The following is a 14,735-nucleotide window of genomic DNA, read 5'->3' on the forward strand; positions in this document are numbered from 1 at the left end:
CGCCGACGCCAACACCGACGCCGACGCCGACGCCGACGCCGACACCGACGCCGACACCCACGCCAACGCCGACGCCGACGCCGACGCCAACACCGACGCCAACACCGCCGCCGCCAACGCCAACGCCGACGCCAACACCTCCGCCGACGCCCCCGCCGACGCCGACGCCGCCGACGCCGACACCGACGCCGACGCCGACTCCTCCAGGTCCTCCACCCGGGCCGCCACCAGGTCCTCCGCCTGGACCGCCTCCGGGACCAGGAGGAGAGAAATTGCCTCGCTCTCCGCGCCGGCCCGGCCCCGTGCCGAAACCGGCGGGTATCCGACCGGGCACGCAGGCCCCTCGGGGAAGAACAGGACGGTGAACGTGTAAGTGAGCGGGCCCGGTATTAAGCCGGGCTCGCATATAGGAGAAATGCCTTATGCCGCCGAATGCGAAGCGAAGTTCTGTCGATCCGGTTGGCCGCGAGACGTCTCAGCCCACCGAAGGCTTACCCGCGGTGGCCGAACAAACTCTGCCTATGGAGTGGCGGATTTGGATCGCGGAGAACAGAATTCTAGGAACCCCGCCAGATGTTCTCGTTGAAGCAGCCGTGAAGGCTGGGTACTCCCGTCACATCGTCGAAGAGGAGTTGCGCTCGGAACAGGATAACCCGTATCGCCGCGTTGCCGAACTCACGACGAAACGATATCTGAAGCTCAAGTCAATTCTCCAGGCGCGAAAGACATTGAGAAATCTAGGCTTCAACGCGCAAACGATAGAGCGCAGAAGCAAGATCTCACGCGGCGAGTTCCTTGATCGCTACTATGCCGCAAACAGGCCTGTTATCCTCACCGGGATGCTTGCGGGGAGTGTTGCGCGCCGTGACTGGACGCCGGAATATCTTGCGGAAATGTGCGGAAACGCCGATGTCCAGATCATGGCGGGGCGGGGCTCCGACCCTCATTACGAACTGAATTCGGATCTACATCGTCGTGAACTAAAGATGGCCGAGTACGTGTCGATGGTGACCGCTGGAGGGCCGAGTAACGACTATTATCTGGTCGCTAACAACCACTTTTTTGAAAGAGAAGAGTTTGCTAAACTCTACGACCAAATTCCACGAATTGATGAGTACATAAATCACGATGACGGAAAAAGGAAGACTTTCCTTTGGTTTGGACCGTCAGGAACGATTACGCCCCTACATCACGATCTGATGAATGTGCTTGTTGCCCAAATATTTGGCAAAAAGCGTTTCATATTAGTATCACCAGAGGATACTCCATTTATATACAACGAGTCTGGATGCTACGGGGATGTGAATTGTTCGCTTCCAGACTACGACAAACATCCGCTCTACAAAGAATCATCGCCAATAGCTTTGACATTGTTTCCCGGAGACGTTCTTTTTATACCTGTTGGATGGTGGCACTATGTTCAATCTATAGATGTCTCTATCATGGTATCCTATACAAACTTCCACTATCCAAACGATTTTAATTTGTACCTACCTCGCCCTTAAGAATAGAGAGAGGTCTGAGTGCATTCGGAAACCCGAAACGGGACGTTCGACTACAAGACGATGAATAGACGAGCATGGTCCCATCTTGCCAGGAGCGGATATGATTCGTCGCGTCCTCATCCACGACAGAGCGCCAACTGGGCAAAAGCGTGGCTCGATCCTAATGCTTGGATCGACTGGTCTGAAGTCCGTCATGTGCTTTGTCTCGGATCAGGTGGCGGTCAGCAGGCACCGATGCTCGCTTCGCTGGAGTGCCGCGTCACTTCCGTAGACCTTTGCCCTGAACAGATCGGCCTGGATGCCAGCGTGGCAACTGCCCTCGGCTATGATCTGGAGTGCGTAGAAGCAGATATGCTGGATCTGTCCATGCTTCATGGACGCGATTTCGACCTCGTCTATCAAGCGGTCTCCTCGTGCTATGTTCCAGACGTCCACCGACTGTATACCGAAGTAGCGAAGGTTCTGCGGCCGAATGGGTGCTACATGGCCGAGCACTGGAGCCCCGTGCATATGCAACTGTCCGACGACCGTCCTTGGACAGGTCGCGGCTATGAACTCGTGATCCCATACGTGTCCGGCTATGGCTGGGTCAGCCGCCATTCCACCGTCGATGGACAAAGCGCGGAGTGTGTCCATTACCTTCATACTCACACCGCCCTGATCGGCGGATTGTGCGACGCGGGTTTCAGCATTCGGCACTTCGCCGAGCGGAAGGCAGGCGGTCAGCCTGGTGGGCCGCAGATCGAGGAGCAGGTTCAGACCTTCGCGCCTGCATTTCTGTCGCTCTATGCACAAAAGATCTCAGCGCCCTGAATAAGGAAGTAAGTTGTGACGCCAGATACCAGTTATTTCATCTGCACCCTGCCTCGTTCGGGCAGTTGGCTTCTAGCGGAGTCCCTTGAGAAGACCGGTGTGGCCGGGCGTCCACGGGAATACTTCGAGCCGCAACTCTTTTCAGCTATGACGAATGACGCTCTGCCGTCGGCTATCAACCGCATAATACGCAAGGGTATGACCAGCAACCGCGTCTTTGGTGCAAAATTACATTGGTATCAATTCGAGCATGCGCCACGGATCATATCCCATCGACAGCCCGGAGAACTACCTGTTGCGCTGTTGATGGCTCGACGTTTTCCAAAATTGAAATACATCTGGCTGACCCGGCGCGATAAAGTCCGACAGGCAGTCTCCTACTACCGCGCAACTCGAACGGGCGTTTGGTGGGATATAGCGGGGATTTCCCCCCCAGTCGCACGATTGCCGGATTTTGATTTCCAACGCATTTTACAACTCGAGCGCCTTCTGCTTCGGCATGAGGCATGTTGGCAACGGTATTTCGACGAGCATGATATCGACCCACTGGTTCTCGTCTATGAAGAGTTCTGCGACAATCACGTCGAAGCAGTCGAGCTAGTTTTGCAGCATCTCGGGATCGAATATGCGAAGCTGGGGAAGATCCGCTCGCGGCTGAGGCGTCAGGCAGACGAGGTCACTGAAGAATGGATTGAACGGTATCTCGGCATGAAAGGCACTTTCGGGAGTATTTCTTCAGGGGCACCAACAGGTGTTCATTAAGCAGATGGACTGGGTCTTCGGTTGGCCGACATCACGGCGTCCTGACCGAACGACTAAGTCCTCCAGTCGCGTGAATGGCAGGTTCAAGAGGAGCGATCATGCTAAGCGAGTTTCGCCTCGAGGAGGTGCTCGACAATCGCGCTTGGTGCAGGACTTCGGCCCCTTTCCGTCATATCACGGCGACCTCGGTCTTCATCTCGGATTACTACGACCAACTTGACCAGGCGTTCCGTCGGATCCTGCGGGATGGGCTTGGCGAGCAGGCACGCGGCCGACGCATTTCGAGAAGTATGCCGGGGTACGACGCTTATGGAATGACGTTTCCATATGACTACAATGGGCCGTTCGCATTGTTCATGACGCGGCATTTTCACGACATGATCGCAGGGCTGTTTCAAGTGCCGTGTACCGGACATGTCAATTGCGGCATACATCATCACGCCCCTGGAAGCCTTGATGGGTGGGTGCATAACGACCTCAACCCTGCCTTCTTCGTAGACTACCGCAGCGATGATGGGATTAATATCGTGAGGCACGATCAATGCAGCTATGCTCGAGGTGTGGTGCCCAACGGCAAACCGCCGGGTCGCAAGGTGGTCAGAGCCGTGGCCATGATATTCTATCTCTGCAACGACGGGTGGGAGTGGGGAGACGGAGGCTGCACTGGCCTTTATCGATACAAGGACAGTCCCGTAGGCAGTCCCGATGTCACCATTCCGCCTCTGAACAATTCACTCTTATTGTTCGAATGTACGCCTTGGTCATTTCACAGTTACATGAGCAATACACGGGGTGCGAGGAACAGTCTTATTATGTGGCTGCATCGTAGCGTCGAGGACGTTGCCTCGCGCTGGGGTGAAGACAAAATCGTTAAATGGACCTGAGGCAATGATCGCATCGCGCGTGTGCCTCATCACCGGGGCAAGTGGCAGGCTCGGGGCGAAGTTCTGCGAGTTGTTCAGGAAGGAGTACAAGATCGCGGCTGTTTATCACGAAAACATTCCATTGCTCCCTTCACAGCACACCGAGATTTTTGATCCATGTAAGCAGATGTCCGGCGCCGGTGACCCCGACTCCCTGTTCGTCATCAAAGCTGACTTGTTCGACTCCGCGCAAATCGACCGAGTTGTCGAGCTCACCTTGGCGCGGTTTGGTAGAATAGACCTGCTGATCAACAACGCGGTCTTCTCGCATTGGGGGTCGGCAGTGGATGACAGGATGCTCGTTGACTGTGCTATGCAACAGTTTGAGATGAATGTTGTCGTTCCGCTTAGATTATCAGTCAAGATCGCAAGCGAATTCTGGCGCGACAAACTGCAAGAAAATCGCGAGGCAAACCGGAACGTAATTAACGTTTCAAGTTCGTCTGGAGTGTACATATACCAAAATTCGAAACAAGGCGTCTATAGTGCGTCCAAAGCGGCTCTCAATTACATGAGTTGTCACTTGGCGAACGAATTTCACGCATTCGGCGTTCGTGTCAACGCTGTCGCTCCAAATGCATTTCCCGGCATCGTCGCAACAGAGGATGTTGCTCGGCTGCTGAATCGAATTGATTCAGAGGCCGTTACTGGTCAGATAGTCGTATTCGACGCTGATGGAGAGCTGATGTATTCCCCATGACGTGGACGTAAGATATGGCTCACGGTCGATTTCCGATTGAATATATCAGAGATACCGACATCCGAAAATCGATATCTGAGATATATGCTGATATAGATTCATTTACGTGGGAATTGATGGATGACGACGCAGATGTCGCTGCTCGTGTAGACGTCTGTGTGGTTTTGCCCCCGATGATGTATGAAGGTGTTTTCGTTAAGGGGCTGTATTTCAGCAGGGGGGTCGATTTCCTTGCTCATGCTGTACCGAAACTGTCGGTATTTTTTAATTCGATGGCTTACAGCATGTTTTCTTCTTATCCTTGGTCCGAACAGGCAGACGGGTATCTTGCCTGTTATCGCAATGCAGCTCGGGAAAAATGGTTTCGCGAACGCAACCCCGAGAAGGCAAACATTCCCCTGATCCCGCTAGCGGAGACTGACTTCCTCGACGAATTTCGTTTTGCGCCAGTGCGAGGGACGGAACGGGACATCGATATCCTCTGCGTTTCACGTCTTCAAGATGTGAAGAATATCCAGATGATTGCCAAGGCACTCCTGGTTTACCGGGCAAAATATCGCTCGTCGCTGCGCATGACTTTGATAACCGGGCATAGAGGCGGCGTCACGGCGGAGTCTCTCGCCCCATATGCACGAGAGCAGCTTGCGATGCTGCAGCGGCTGCTCGGACGCGTGGAGGATTTCATTGACCTGATAGGATATGTGGACCACTGGAGCGAGTTGCCTCGATTTTACTCGCGTGCTCGGGTTTTCGTGCTCGGGTCGCTGATCGAGGGGAAAAATCGTAGCCTCGGGGAGGCGATGAGCTGCAATCTGCCCGTCGTCTGCTTTCGCGAGTTCAATCAGTACGCGCGCCAAGGTTTCGCGATTATGCCGGAGCGGGCCGGGGTCTGCTGCGTCTTCGACGCCGAAGCGCTAGCGGACGCATGGCATTTTGTGCTGCACAATGCAGACACCTTTTCTCCGCGACTTAGCTATCTGCGGCAGAGCGGCAGACGCAATTTCGTCAACGGTTGCCTCGACAGCATTCCCTACTATAGCCAAGCGCTGCCGAACTTTATCCCAGGTCAGAATACACAGAACCCGTGGCTAGAAGCGGCGATCCATCGTTCCTATGGTATGCAGCTCAATTCCTTCTTGTATCGCCCCGGCGCTGGGCTAGTCAGGGCTTGGGGATTGGAGCAAATCCGCCAGTTGGCGGACCGCTATGAGAAACTCGTCGGCCCAGTTCAATAGTGTAGCCGGAGAAGACTGCACTGTTGCTCGCAGCGATGGACCTTGCTGCAAGAATCAACACCGAAGCCGGATCTGCGCGCCTTACCTAGGCTCAGGACTCATTGATCAGAGCCAGAAGATTACGGCTGCGGCGATACAGATCGCGGACATGAAGGTGTGGGCGCAGCGGTCATAGCGGGTGTGGATGCGCCGCCAGTCCTTGAGCCTGCCGAACATGTTCTCGATCTTGTGGCGGCTTTTGTATAGCACGGTGTCGTGCGGGATCGGCAGGTTGCGATTGGCTTTGGACGGGATGCAGGCGGCTATGCCGCGATCGGCCAGGGCCGTGCGGAACCAGTCGGCGTCGTAGCCTTTGTCACCAAGTAAGGCTGCGGCTTTCGGGAAGGCGTCGATCATGAGCGCGGCGCCTTTGTAGTCGCTCATCTGCCCTTCGCTGAGCAGCATGATCAGCGGCCGGCCATGTCCATCGCATACAGCATGCAGCTTGGAGTTCAGGCCGCCCTTGGTTCGCCCGATACGTCGGGGAACAGCCCCTTTTTTAGCAGGCTGGCGGCCGTTCGATGTGCTTTCAAATGGGTGGCATCGATCATCAGTTGATCGGGCTTGCCGCCTTTTGCCGCCAATTCGGCGAATATCCGATTGAATACGCCAAGGCGGCTCCAGCGGATGAAGCGGTTGTAGATCGTCTTGTGGGGACCATACTCTTTGGGTGCGTCGCGCCACCGCAGGCCGTTCCTGATCACGAAGATTATGCCGCTGACGATCCGCCGATCATCGACCCTCGGCACACCGTGAGACAGCGGGAAATGCCGCTCGATCCGATGCATCTGCGCCTCCGACAGCCAGATCAAATCACTCATTGCAGCGCCTCCTCGCACCGCAAATGAATCAGCCGTTTGGCGTCGCCGCAAGAGTTTTAATAGGTCCTGAGCCTAGTGGTCACGACATCGCTTCCAACTCTAGACTGGTACGGAGTCTGCATCCCGGCATGACAAGCTGCACAAGCGGTTCGTTGTGTTTCTTCGCAAGCTACATCGGGCGACCCTGATCCAGGAACATCCGAAGAAGGACCCGTTCATACAGGCGCAGGGCCTGACGGTTACTGCACGACCGAGGGATTGCGGCCCGTAATCTGCAGGTCGCTCCTTCATCTTCCAAGCCCGCGCCGCACGTCCCGCTGGATGCTCAGAAACCTGCTGTCAAAAACGCAGGAGGCGGTTGATGGATTGTTTTGTGGGCTGGACGTGTCGATGGACGAGACTGCGGTTTCAAGCAACCTTCTGACTTACTTACTGAATCGGCGGCTGCAGCTGCTTCGAGCGATTGCACTAAGACGAAAATATTCACAGGGCATATTTGGCTGGGGCTCATGGAAGCTTTTCGAACTTTCTCCCTCGCGCCGCCAGCCGAATTGTGGGTGCTTGTGGATGGGGTCGGAAAGGATGGGTCCGGTGCGGAACACACTTGATGGACGCGCTCACGTATAGCACGAGCGGGCCGTTCTGGATTGGCACACACGACGTCCTCGTGCATGTCGCTGTGCGGTGGGGCGAGCGCCTTACAAGTGGCGAGAGCCGATTTGATTTCCCCATATCGGCGAAGTCTGAAATCGCGCGTGCAAAGCTGCCATTGCTTTGTAGGGTTGAACGAGTCTACGGTAGGCGCCCAATTATTGTTAAAGTGCGCGTAACCAACGGTAGCTTTTTCGCGCTCTGTCCCATATCGCGCCTCAACCTTAATAGTCATATGCTGCTGAGCGTATGCTTCGGTGACGAGTTGTCCAACGCTCACGTTCAAAACAAATATGGCGGTCAGTGCTATCTGCTCAAAACGATACCCTCCACCAAACCCATCGATTGTGCGCGCGGTCGTCATGCGGTGAACTCATCAAGGAGGGTGGCGGCTGACCACCTGCCGTTCTTTTGTGCAGACCGGCCATCGGAGAAGCTTGCTCAGCTAGGCTGAAATTTAAAGACTTCCATTGGTCTCGTACTGCTCTAGTCCCGAAGCATGTCCGATCATCTCGTACCGAGTTTCGCAGGCACCGGTTTGCGCATGAAGGCTAAAACAGATATGATATGGTTTATCAGTGGTTAGCTTGTAATTCGTGCGAATTGCAGTCGGGTCGCTCATGCTTCTTGTCACGAATGCAGCTGACCTTGGGACAAATGTACCTCCGTGCAATGGAGATATACAGCTATCCACGTCATGATCTTGGCAGCCGGGGTTAGGTTCATCACGACCCCCTGACCAAGCAGTTCTATCTTCATCCTCGACAAGTTTTGTGATTGTTTGTATCGCTTGTGGCGTTACTTTGGGATTTAGATCGCCGCCAGCCTGTGCGCCTTCATAGACCGCCGCGGCAATAACAAGCACAATCAAGGCGGTCAGAATTGTCAAAATGGGGCCAGATACGGGTGTTTGTGGGCCTGTCGTTCGTGCAATCAGCCATGCAAACACTCCGATTGCAGCTACGCCAAAAGTAAGCAGCATCAATGACATGATGACGGCAAACGCGTGCGACGAATCAAGCCCGGTTCCCGGCATGAACTTCTGTTGAAGCACACCCTGAAACAGCAGAAGAAAAATGCCGAGGGCTACCCCGCCAATCCCAGCGATTTTTCCCAAAGAACTAAGGAGCTTTCCTTCCACAGTCGATGCGCCCCAGCCTGTCCAGAACCAACAATCTATAGGCGAGGTCGTCGCTTGCATAGCATCAGCCGTTCAAAGATTTCGGCTGGAACCGGCGGCATGTGGCGGGCGTTGCACGAAGAGGAGCCGCAAGCATGCCCTTCTGAGCCAAAGTGGCTCTCGGCAGGCAGATTGAGGCCCCCAGCAAGGTCGAACTGGTTCTCATTTTGTCAGCTTGGCCTTTCCAGGCGCTATCTTTGGATGAAGCGGATTGTGCGGTGGGCAAAATCGCTCAACTCTGCATCGTTGATGAGTTCGGGCGCGAAGGCCGGATTGGAGTCGTGATGGATGGGGCAGATACCTAAATATAATCAGTTAGTTACGAGATGCTGTGTGCAAAAATCGCACACGAAAGTTCTTCTTCTCTTCTTTTTTCGTTCCCACGAGGGAGCTGCCGACAGGCCTCTTCGGACGCTCTTTTGCCGACGATGTTGACCGCGCATTGGTGGCTGCTGCTCCGCTGGGCGCACGTCCACGTGGGCCGCCTTTCGGCTGAGCCAGGCCGGCAAGAGTTCTTGGAGAACCGATTTCAGGTAATCGACCATGCAAGGGCAACGCATGTTGCCTTCTGCCGGTTCCACGGCCTGACCCGGCTCCTTTTGCAGCGCCGGGTCTGTGATCCGAGATTAGTCCTCGCTGTCGTCGCCCTGGTCGTCCTGAATCACGATGTGGCGGTGGCGATGCATGGGGCGATCGTCGGCGCGCCTGATGACGATGGTATCGGGGCGGTGCTTCCGATGCCAATGGCGCTTGCCGTTATCGTAGAACGCCTCGGTTCCATGCTTGCGATGATGGAGGCGCTGTCCGTCCTCGTTGATGACGGCAACGTGGGTATTATTATCCAGATTGCGGTGATGATGGCGGTTTGTGGTGATGACGATCGCATCCGCCGAAGCCACCGTAGGCGCGGCCAAGCAAAGCGCCATCGCGCCCAGAATGAGGGTGGTTTTCATTATCAGTTCTCCGAGAATTTAAGGTGCCCTTCGCCACCTAAACATCGCTGCCGGGGTTTTGTTCCTGTGTCGAAGAAAGTTGGTAACGGCTGCGGACCAGTTAGGGGAGCAGAATGACGCTAGCCCAACAGGATCCCCACTTGGCGAGTCTAGTGGCGGAGATCAAAGCGGCTGAGACGGCACTTGCCGCCAGGCTCGCCGAACTGCACGGCTACATCGGGCATGGCCTTCAGCAGGCGTTACCTTCACCCAAAACATCTGCTGTCGAGCCAGAGAGGCGGACAGACCTTATCGGCAAGGAGTGGATCGAGACGGGAGCGGCGGCAAAACGGTTCGACACTTCGAAAGTGAGGATCCTCGCCTAGTGCCAACGCGACGACAACTTCGCGTGGAAATGCGGCGGGCGCTGGCTCGTCTCGATATCAAAAATGCAAGCAAAACTCGGCATCAAGTAAACTGTCGTGTTTGTCGCGTTTGTCGTGTTTTGAGCCCTTCGTTCGTCGTGTTTCGTTCGGCATCTTTCGTGCATGTCCACAGCCCGAAAGTTCGAACTCAGATGAACATCCAAACCATCGTCAAGTCGTTGCGAGGAGGTGGCAGCGACACGGCGCCGAGCCTATGGCTCGCTACAGGGCCAGTCTTCAGGCCTCGTCAAGCTAGAAGGCAACTCGGTCCGGGCGTCTCCGCAAGCCATGTTGAGCTGCCACTGGGATAGACCCGCTGAATTGGAAAGATCGAGGCCCTCGATACGGGTCAGGAAGAAAAAAGCGCGGTCAAAGTCTATCGGCGCGGTGAACGTCGCTCCTCGGAAGTCCGCCCGCGCGAGATTGGCAAACGAAAAGCGGCTGCCGCTGATGTCGGCGTCATTGAACTGCGCTCGCCCCAATTCCGCCTTTGTGAAATCAACATTGGTCAGATTGGCGTCCTGGAAATTCGAGCGGTGCACTTCCGCGCTCGTAAACACAGCGCCCTGCGCGTCCATATGGCTGAAGTCGGTCCTGTAGGCCTCGATTTTGTCGAACCGGGCGCCTTTGGCGGTCGAGTCGGCCAGGGAAGCACGCACAAGCGTTGCCTTCTCAAAATTTGCCGCAAGGAGATTGCTGTTACTGAGGTCGGTCGAAGTGAAATCAACACCGATCAGGTTCGACCCGCTCAGGTCCTGTCCTTTTAGGATGAGAAGCTTTTTGTCACAGTCCTGCCAATTGACGCCAGGCGTCGCGGCAGTGGCATTCTGCCAAGCAAATACAATGCAAACCGCTAGAACCAAGCCGGATGTGCCGTAAGCTCTGGTTCGTCTCAAAGTCATTGTTGCTGGACCTCTGCTCCTCGCCGACAATCAATCTTACCACATCTGCTGACACTCGAAAGCGACAGCATTTCCCCGATCTGCTGACACTCGAAAGCGACAGCATTTTCCCGCCAATCCCGCCTGGTCCCCACAGCCAAATGAAAAGCCCGCCACCGTGAGGCAGCGGGCCAAAATGCGTCGGCGTCGACGGGCCAGTTGAGGCCGGCCAGACATGCGCCTCCCATAAGGCCACGGGGCCGCCCTGGTGGCTGATGTCGGCCATCCAGTCATCCATCACGTGGCGCAATGGGTGAAGCCTGGTCTAATCGGCCGCGTGAAGCACTTGCGCGGCGAAGAGGATTTGCGACACGCTTCTCTGCAGGACTTCCGGGAGGATATCGATGCCAATACACACCAAGGCGAATGAGGCCGGCATTTTCGATCCATCAGAGTTGGCTTTGCTCGGCAGGGTCTATGAGCACTTGAAGCTTCATGACCAGTCGCCAGAGGCGCGAGACGCCATCGCCTCCAGGATCATCGCCAATTATATGGCCGGTATCAAAGACGAGACTGAACTTGTCTCGCTTTCAAAACGGCCCTTGGGGCGTTGAGGAGGAAGAAAATGGCGGTCGCTAAGAAGGACCAGGAGCGCGCCAACTACGCCCGGCTGTACGGCGCCCAGGCTCGCAAGGACGGCAAGGAGCGTGCGGTGCCGGATACTGGCAGGAATTTGTCGACGCCTAGCTGTTAGCGAAGCGGGTGGCCGGACGAAGCCGGAGTCGACAATCAGCCTACTGAGATTTGATGCACTCCCTTCCAATCAAGGCCAAATTTTCTGACTATGTCAAAGTTTAAGACACGCACTTCAGCTCGCTCTAATGAGGCCGTGCTTTCCTGGGGGGGTTGGGCAGGGGGCGAGGCCGTCGTTCGTGGGAAACGACGGCCTTTCTGCTTGATCTACCTCTTAAACGTGCGTCCGCTACCGGCGGGATGGCTTTATCCTTTATGCTCTCTGCCGGCGGCGCGACATTCCATTGTCGGTCGTGAGACCTCTATCGCCTTCAGGGCGGGCTAGCGACGGAGCGCCTTCGACGTTGAAAACAATTCCGGCGTCCTCCAACGCTTGGCGTATTGCAGCGATATTATGGGGGCGCGGTTTCCTAAAGCCGTTCTCAAAATCGCGGATCGTCATTTCGCTAAGATTAGCCTTTGCGGCAAGGCGCACTCGCGACCAGTTCAGTAGGGCTCGTGCTGCCCTTGATTGATCCGCTGAGAGTAGGTTTAGACTGTCCATAGAACTCGAAACATTCAATATGGCTAAAATGTTCCGGAATTGTTTTAGCGCGAGCTAATTGATCCGCATTATGCAGGTCAGTGCATGCGTCTGAAGTTCATCAAGCCCATGGAACCCGATCTGGTCGACACGCCGCCACAGGGCGGTGAATGGCTGCATGAGATCAAGTTCGATGGCTACCGGACGCAACTTATCAAGGATGAAGATGGTATTCGGCTGATCACCAAGAACGGCTATGACTGGACGAGCCGCTATATCCATCTCGCCGAAGAGGCGGAGGCGATCGAGGCTCAAAGCTTCATCATCGATGGCGAGGCGATAACGGTCAACGAGGCAGGGCTGTCCGACTTCCACGCCCTACAATCAGCCATGACCAGGCGTAAGCCGTCGCGCGACCTGTATTTGGTTGCATTCGATGTCCTGCACCTGAACGGGCATGATTTGCGCAACGTGCCGGTGGACGACCGTCGCAAGATACTACAGGAGATGATCCCGCTCGTCGGCCGCATTCAGTTCAGCAAAGCGATGCCTGGCACCGGCGACGCCGTCTATTGCCTGGCCGACAAAGCGGGGCTTGAGGGAATGGTCTCGAAGCGCAAGGACAGCACCTATCGCAGCGGGCCAACGATGAACTGGCGCAAGATCAAGTGCTACACCGAAAAGGAAATGGACATCATCGGCGTGCAGCGCGAGACCGGCAAGCCAGCGATGGTGCTCATGGCCGACAAGGGCCTTTATGCCGGCGGCGCCTTCGTCACCTTCAAGGCTGACATGCGCCAGCGCCTATGGGACCGCGTGCAGGGAAAGGTCGGTGGACCTGTCCCGATAGGGCTCAAGAACGACAAGGTCGAATGGCTGAAACCCGGTCTCGTCGGCCGCGTGCGGTTCCTTAAGGGCGAGGATAAGCTGCGGCACGCGAAGCTGCTGGATTTCCGGGATAAGCGATAGAGGCGCTTGCTGCCACTATCGATCTCAGGAATATAATCCTCCCGTTGCGGCGATCCCTCAAACGGAGTTCGTCACCATGGCTAGATCAAAACCCTTAAAGCAATTTTCTCAGGCCGAAATCGAGCGCTTTCTGGAGGCGGCGGAAGCGCTGCACAAGAGCATCGTGAAACCCTTCATATCGCCGCATTGCGACCACTACCGGGCAACGCGCGTCTTGCATGAAGTGCTGTTGAAAGCAGTGCGGGACGTGACCGGGAAGGAAGTTACCTTCATTCACTGGAACGGGACAGGTCCGTCTAAGGGCCCTACGGCTGGGTAGCGTCTAGGGACCGATGCTTGACGGAAGATTAGCAGCGTCGAATAGTTGAGTTCATGCTCGGATGTTGTCACTGGCATCCGGCAAAGGCTAGTGGGTCACAGCTCAGCCGGCCCGCGTCCTTGGTCCCTCCATGGCGCGGGCTTTTACCGATCAGGGGAAAAGATGACCGACAAGCCGGCCACAACCTATATCATCTCAGTTTTCGAGAAGCCGCATTGGCGTACGGTGCTGACCACGAAGGACAAGACTAAGGCGCTGGCCATGGCAAAGGAGATCGGCGACAAGGTGCGGGTCGAGGAGATCACGCCGAAGCCTAAGAGGCGCTAGACGGCTCTCGATGCCGCTGCAATCGGCGACATGAACTATGGTACCTGGGCGAGCTTTGAAGGTCTCGGGCTGCATGGGTGAAGAGCAGCACGATAAACAGAACGGCCGCTGCAAACGCAAACCGTGTAACGAGAGCCATACAGGCCAACGTCGCCAGCGTCGGGAAGTTCCGTGGGTAGAATGGCCGGCGCCATTGGGCTGGGAGCTGTTGTGCTGCGCGGCGCCGGCCAAGCGGACAATCAGGTCCGCCGCCCCTCAGGCGTGACGGATTCGCGAGCGTGTCGGTATGGTGCGATCACGTATCCGCTAGAGGCCGCAATATTCGCTTGCGCTAATATAAAAGTGACGTAACGTCACGCCCCAGCATCTTGGGGATGCGCAACCGTGGGGAAAGTACGATGAGAGTGGCTATGTTTTGCGCGGCGATCGTAATCGCTGCGACCGGGGTCGCTGTTGCCAAAGAGAAGAAGGTGGTGGTCAGTAATGCTGCGGCCCTATGCTCTACCAAGCATTCGGCCAAGAAGCCGGTGCCGGAGCTGGACTGCAGTATGACTGGAACGGCCAAATTGCCGGATGGAGCAACGCCGGAAAAGCCGCGCCTCGGATACGATACCAATCCTTGGATTGTCGTCGGGTTTTAAAGAAGCAGTAAGGCACCTAACGCGGCCATGGTAGGGCACTGATAGGCGGCCGCCGCTTGATCTTGGGAAGAATCGCAGATCCGGAACCTCGGCTTCGGATGTGCGGAGGGTGCTGAAACGATCGCCGAGGACGTCCTGGATTTAGCCGCCGCTCTCGAGTTCGCCGGGGGAGCCGGCGTGCGCCAGACCACCTTCCGCCACATGGCTGGCGGTAACGAGGTTCTGCATGGTGCTGGATAGTTTGCTTATCATTCTTCACATAGCACGTCGAGGCCGTTGAACCCCCAGCGGATTAGGCCGTACCGATGCAACCAGATCCTGGCTGAAAGGTTCTTG

The 14,735-nt window shown here is 56.0% G+C and carries 20 protein-coding genes and 1 pseudogene; 16 read left to right on the top strand and 5 right to left on the bottom strand.

Features of this window, described 5'->3' with window-relative positions:
• The 7 genes from C8D77_RS33840 to C8D77_RS33870 all read left to right on the top strand — a co-directional run.
• A partial coding sequence (locus tag C8D77_RS33840) for a hypothetical protein (protein ID WP_215732101.1) occupies positions 1-373 on the top strand: 373 nt, incomplete at its 5' end.
• Positions 374-422: 49 nt separating this feature from the next.
• Positions 423-1,505, top strand: coding sequence for a cupin-like domain-containing protein (locus tag C8D77_RS33845; protein WP_109671779.1), 1,083 nt, complete (start codon positions 423-425; stop codon positions 1,503-1,505).
• A 60-nt stretch (positions 1,506-1,565) separates the two neighbouring features.
• Positions 1,566-2,318, top strand: coding sequence for a class I SAM-dependent methyltransferase (locus C8D77_RS33850; protein ID WP_109671781.1), 753 nt, complete (start codon positions 1,566-1,568; stop codon positions 2,316-2,318).
• A gap of 15 nt (positions 2,319-2,333) precedes the next feature.
• The gene (locus C8D77_RS33855; RefSeq protein WP_109671783.1) at positions 2,334-3,080 is read left to right on the top strand and encodes a Stf0 family sulfotransferase; all 747 of its coding nucleotides are present in this window, start codon (positions 2,334-2,336) and stop codon (positions 3,078-3,080) included.
• Positions 3,081-3,178: 98 nt separating this feature from the next.
• Positions 3,179-3,964, top strand: a complete 786-nt coding sequence (locus C8D77_RS33860; protein WP_170136893.1) for a 2OG-Fe(II) oxygenase — start codon at positions 3,179-3,181, stop codon at positions 3,962-3,964.
• Between the two features lie 4 nt (positions 3,965-3,968).
• Entirely contained in the window at positions 3,969-4,703 is a 735-nt protein-coding gene (locus C8D77_RS33865) for an SDR family NAD(P)-dependent oxidoreductase (RefSeq protein WP_109671788.1), read from the top strand.
• Positions 4,704-4,717: 14 nt separating this feature from the next.
• Positions 4,718-5,938 carry a glycosyltransferase family 4 protein gene (locus C8D77_RS33870; RefSeq protein WP_109671790.1) on the top strand — a complete coding sequence of 407 codons (1,221 nt, stop codon included), beginning with the start codon at positions 4,718-4,720 and terminating at the stop codon, positions 5,936-5,938.
• 105 nt (positions 5,939-6,043) lie between these two features.
• On the opposite strand, the gene C8D77_RS33875 is transcribed toward C8D77_RS33870, so the two are convergent.
• Positions 6,044-6,798 (bottom strand): IS5 family transposase gene (locus C8D77_RS33875; RefSeq protein WP_109671792.1). Its coding sequence is split into 2 segments (ribosomal slippage): positions 6,044-6,465 and positions 6,465-6,798, totalling 756 coding nucleotides; the frame shifts between segments, so codons are not numbered across the junction.
• 607 nt (positions 6,799-7,405) lie between these two features.
• Here C8D77_RS33875 and C8D77_RS37385 point away from each other — a divergent pair.
• A complete protein-coding gene (locus C8D77_RS37385; RefSeq protein WP_146211856.1) occupies positions 7,406-7,903 on the top strand; it encodes a hypothetical protein in 498 nt (165 codons plus the stop codon).
• A gap of 3 nt (positions 7,904-7,906) precedes the next feature.
• Here the strand turns inward: C8D77_RS37385 and C8D77_RS37390 are convergent, their stop codons facing one another.
• Entirely contained in the window at positions 7,907-8,650 is a 744-nt protein-coding gene (locus tag C8D77_RS37390; RefSeq protein ID WP_146211857.1) for a hypothetical protein, read from the bottom strand.
• A 605-nt stretch (positions 8,651-9,255) separates the two neighbouring features.
• Positions 9,256-9,582 carry a hypothetical protein gene (locus C8D77_RS33885; RefSeq protein WP_109671797.1) on the bottom strand — a complete coding sequence of 109 codons (327 nt, stop codon included), beginning with the start codon at positions 9,580-9,582 and terminating at the stop codon, positions 9,256-9,258.
• 113 nt (positions 9,583-9,695) lie between these two features.
• Between C8D77_RS33885 and C8D77_RS33890 the strand changes: the two genes are divergently transcribed.
• On the top strand, positions 9,696-9,947 hold the full coding sequence (locus C8D77_RS33890) for a hypothetical protein (protein ID WP_109671799.1): 252 nt from the start codon (positions 9,696-9,698) through the stop codon (positions 9,945-9,947).
• Positions 9,948-10,198: 251 nt separating this feature from the next.
• On the opposite strand, the gene C8D77_RS33895 is transcribed toward C8D77_RS33890, so the two are convergent.
• Entirely contained in the window at positions 10,199-10,888 is a 690-nt protein-coding gene (locus C8D77_RS33895; protein ID WP_109671801.1) for a pentapeptide repeat-containing protein, read from the bottom strand.
• 286 nt (positions 10,889-11,174) lie between these two features.
• On the opposite strand from C8D77_RS33895, the pseudogene C8D77_RS38170 reads away from it, so the two are divergent.
• The 3 genes and pseudogenes from C8D77_RS38170 to C8D77_RS38890 all read left to right on the top strand — a co-directional run.
• Positions 11,175-11,297: pseudogene (locus C8D77_RS38170) on the top strand (ATP-dependent DNA ligase); the annotation flags it as partial.
• Positions 11,272-11,481, top strand: a complete 210-nt coding sequence (locus C8D77_RS33900) for a hypothetical protein (RefSeq protein ID WP_109671804.1) — start codon at positions 11,272-11,274, stop codon at positions 11,479-11,481. The pseudogene C8D77_RS38170 and the gene C8D77_RS33900, both read left to right, overlap by 26 nt.
• A gap of 11 nt (positions 11,482-11,492) precedes the next feature.
• Positions 11,493-11,621, top strand: coding sequence for a hypothetical protein (locus C8D77_RS38890; protein ID WP_281277070.1), 129 nt, complete (start codon positions 11,493-11,495; stop codon positions 11,619-11,621).
• Positions 11,622-11,873: 252 nt separating this feature from the next.
• Here the strand turns inward: C8D77_RS38890 and C8D77_RS33905 are convergent, their stop codons facing one another.
• Complete coding sequence (locus tag C8D77_RS33905) at positions 11,874-12,164, bottom strand: helix-turn-helix domain-containing protein (protein WP_109671806.1); 291 nt, start codon at positions 12,162-12,164, stop codon at positions 11,874-11,876.
• An 84-nt stretch (positions 12,165-12,248) separates the two neighbouring features.
• On the opposite strand from C8D77_RS33905, the gene C8D77_RS33910 reads away from it, so the two are divergent.
• The 4 genes from C8D77_RS33910 to C8D77_RS33920 all read left to right on the top strand — a co-directional run bounded on the left by C8D77_RS33910 (position 12,249) and on the right by C8D77_RS33920 (position 14,399).
• Positions 12,249-13,112 (top strand): ATP-dependent DNA ligase, encoded by an 864-nt coding sequence (locus tag C8D77_RS33910; protein WP_109671808.1) that lies wholly within the window; start codon positions 12,249-12,251, stop codon positions 13,110-13,112.
• 76 nt (positions 13,113-13,188) lie between these two features.
• Positions 13,189-13,431, top strand: coding sequence for a hypothetical protein (locus C8D77_RS33915; protein WP_109671811.1), 243 nt, complete (start codon positions 13,189-13,191; stop codon positions 13,429-13,431).
• Positions 13,432-13,593: 162 nt separating this feature from the next.
• A complete protein-coding gene (locus tag C8D77_RS37890; protein ID WP_170136894.1) occupies positions 13,594-13,758 on the top strand; it encodes a hypothetical protein in 165 nt (54 codons plus the stop codon).
• Positions 13,759-14,156: 398 nt separating this feature from the next.
• Entirely contained in the window at positions 14,157-14,399 is a 243-nt protein-coding gene (locus tag C8D77_RS33920) for a hypothetical protein (RefSeq protein ID WP_109671936.1), read from the top strand.
• Positions 14,400-14,735 lie beyond the last annotated feature (336 nt).

Source organism: Mesorhizobium loti (assembly GCF_003148495.1).
In the GTDB taxonomy this organism is placed as follows: Bacteria; Pseudomonadota; Alphaproteobacteria; order Rhizobiales; family Rhizobiaceae; genus Mesorhizobium; species Mesorhizobium loti.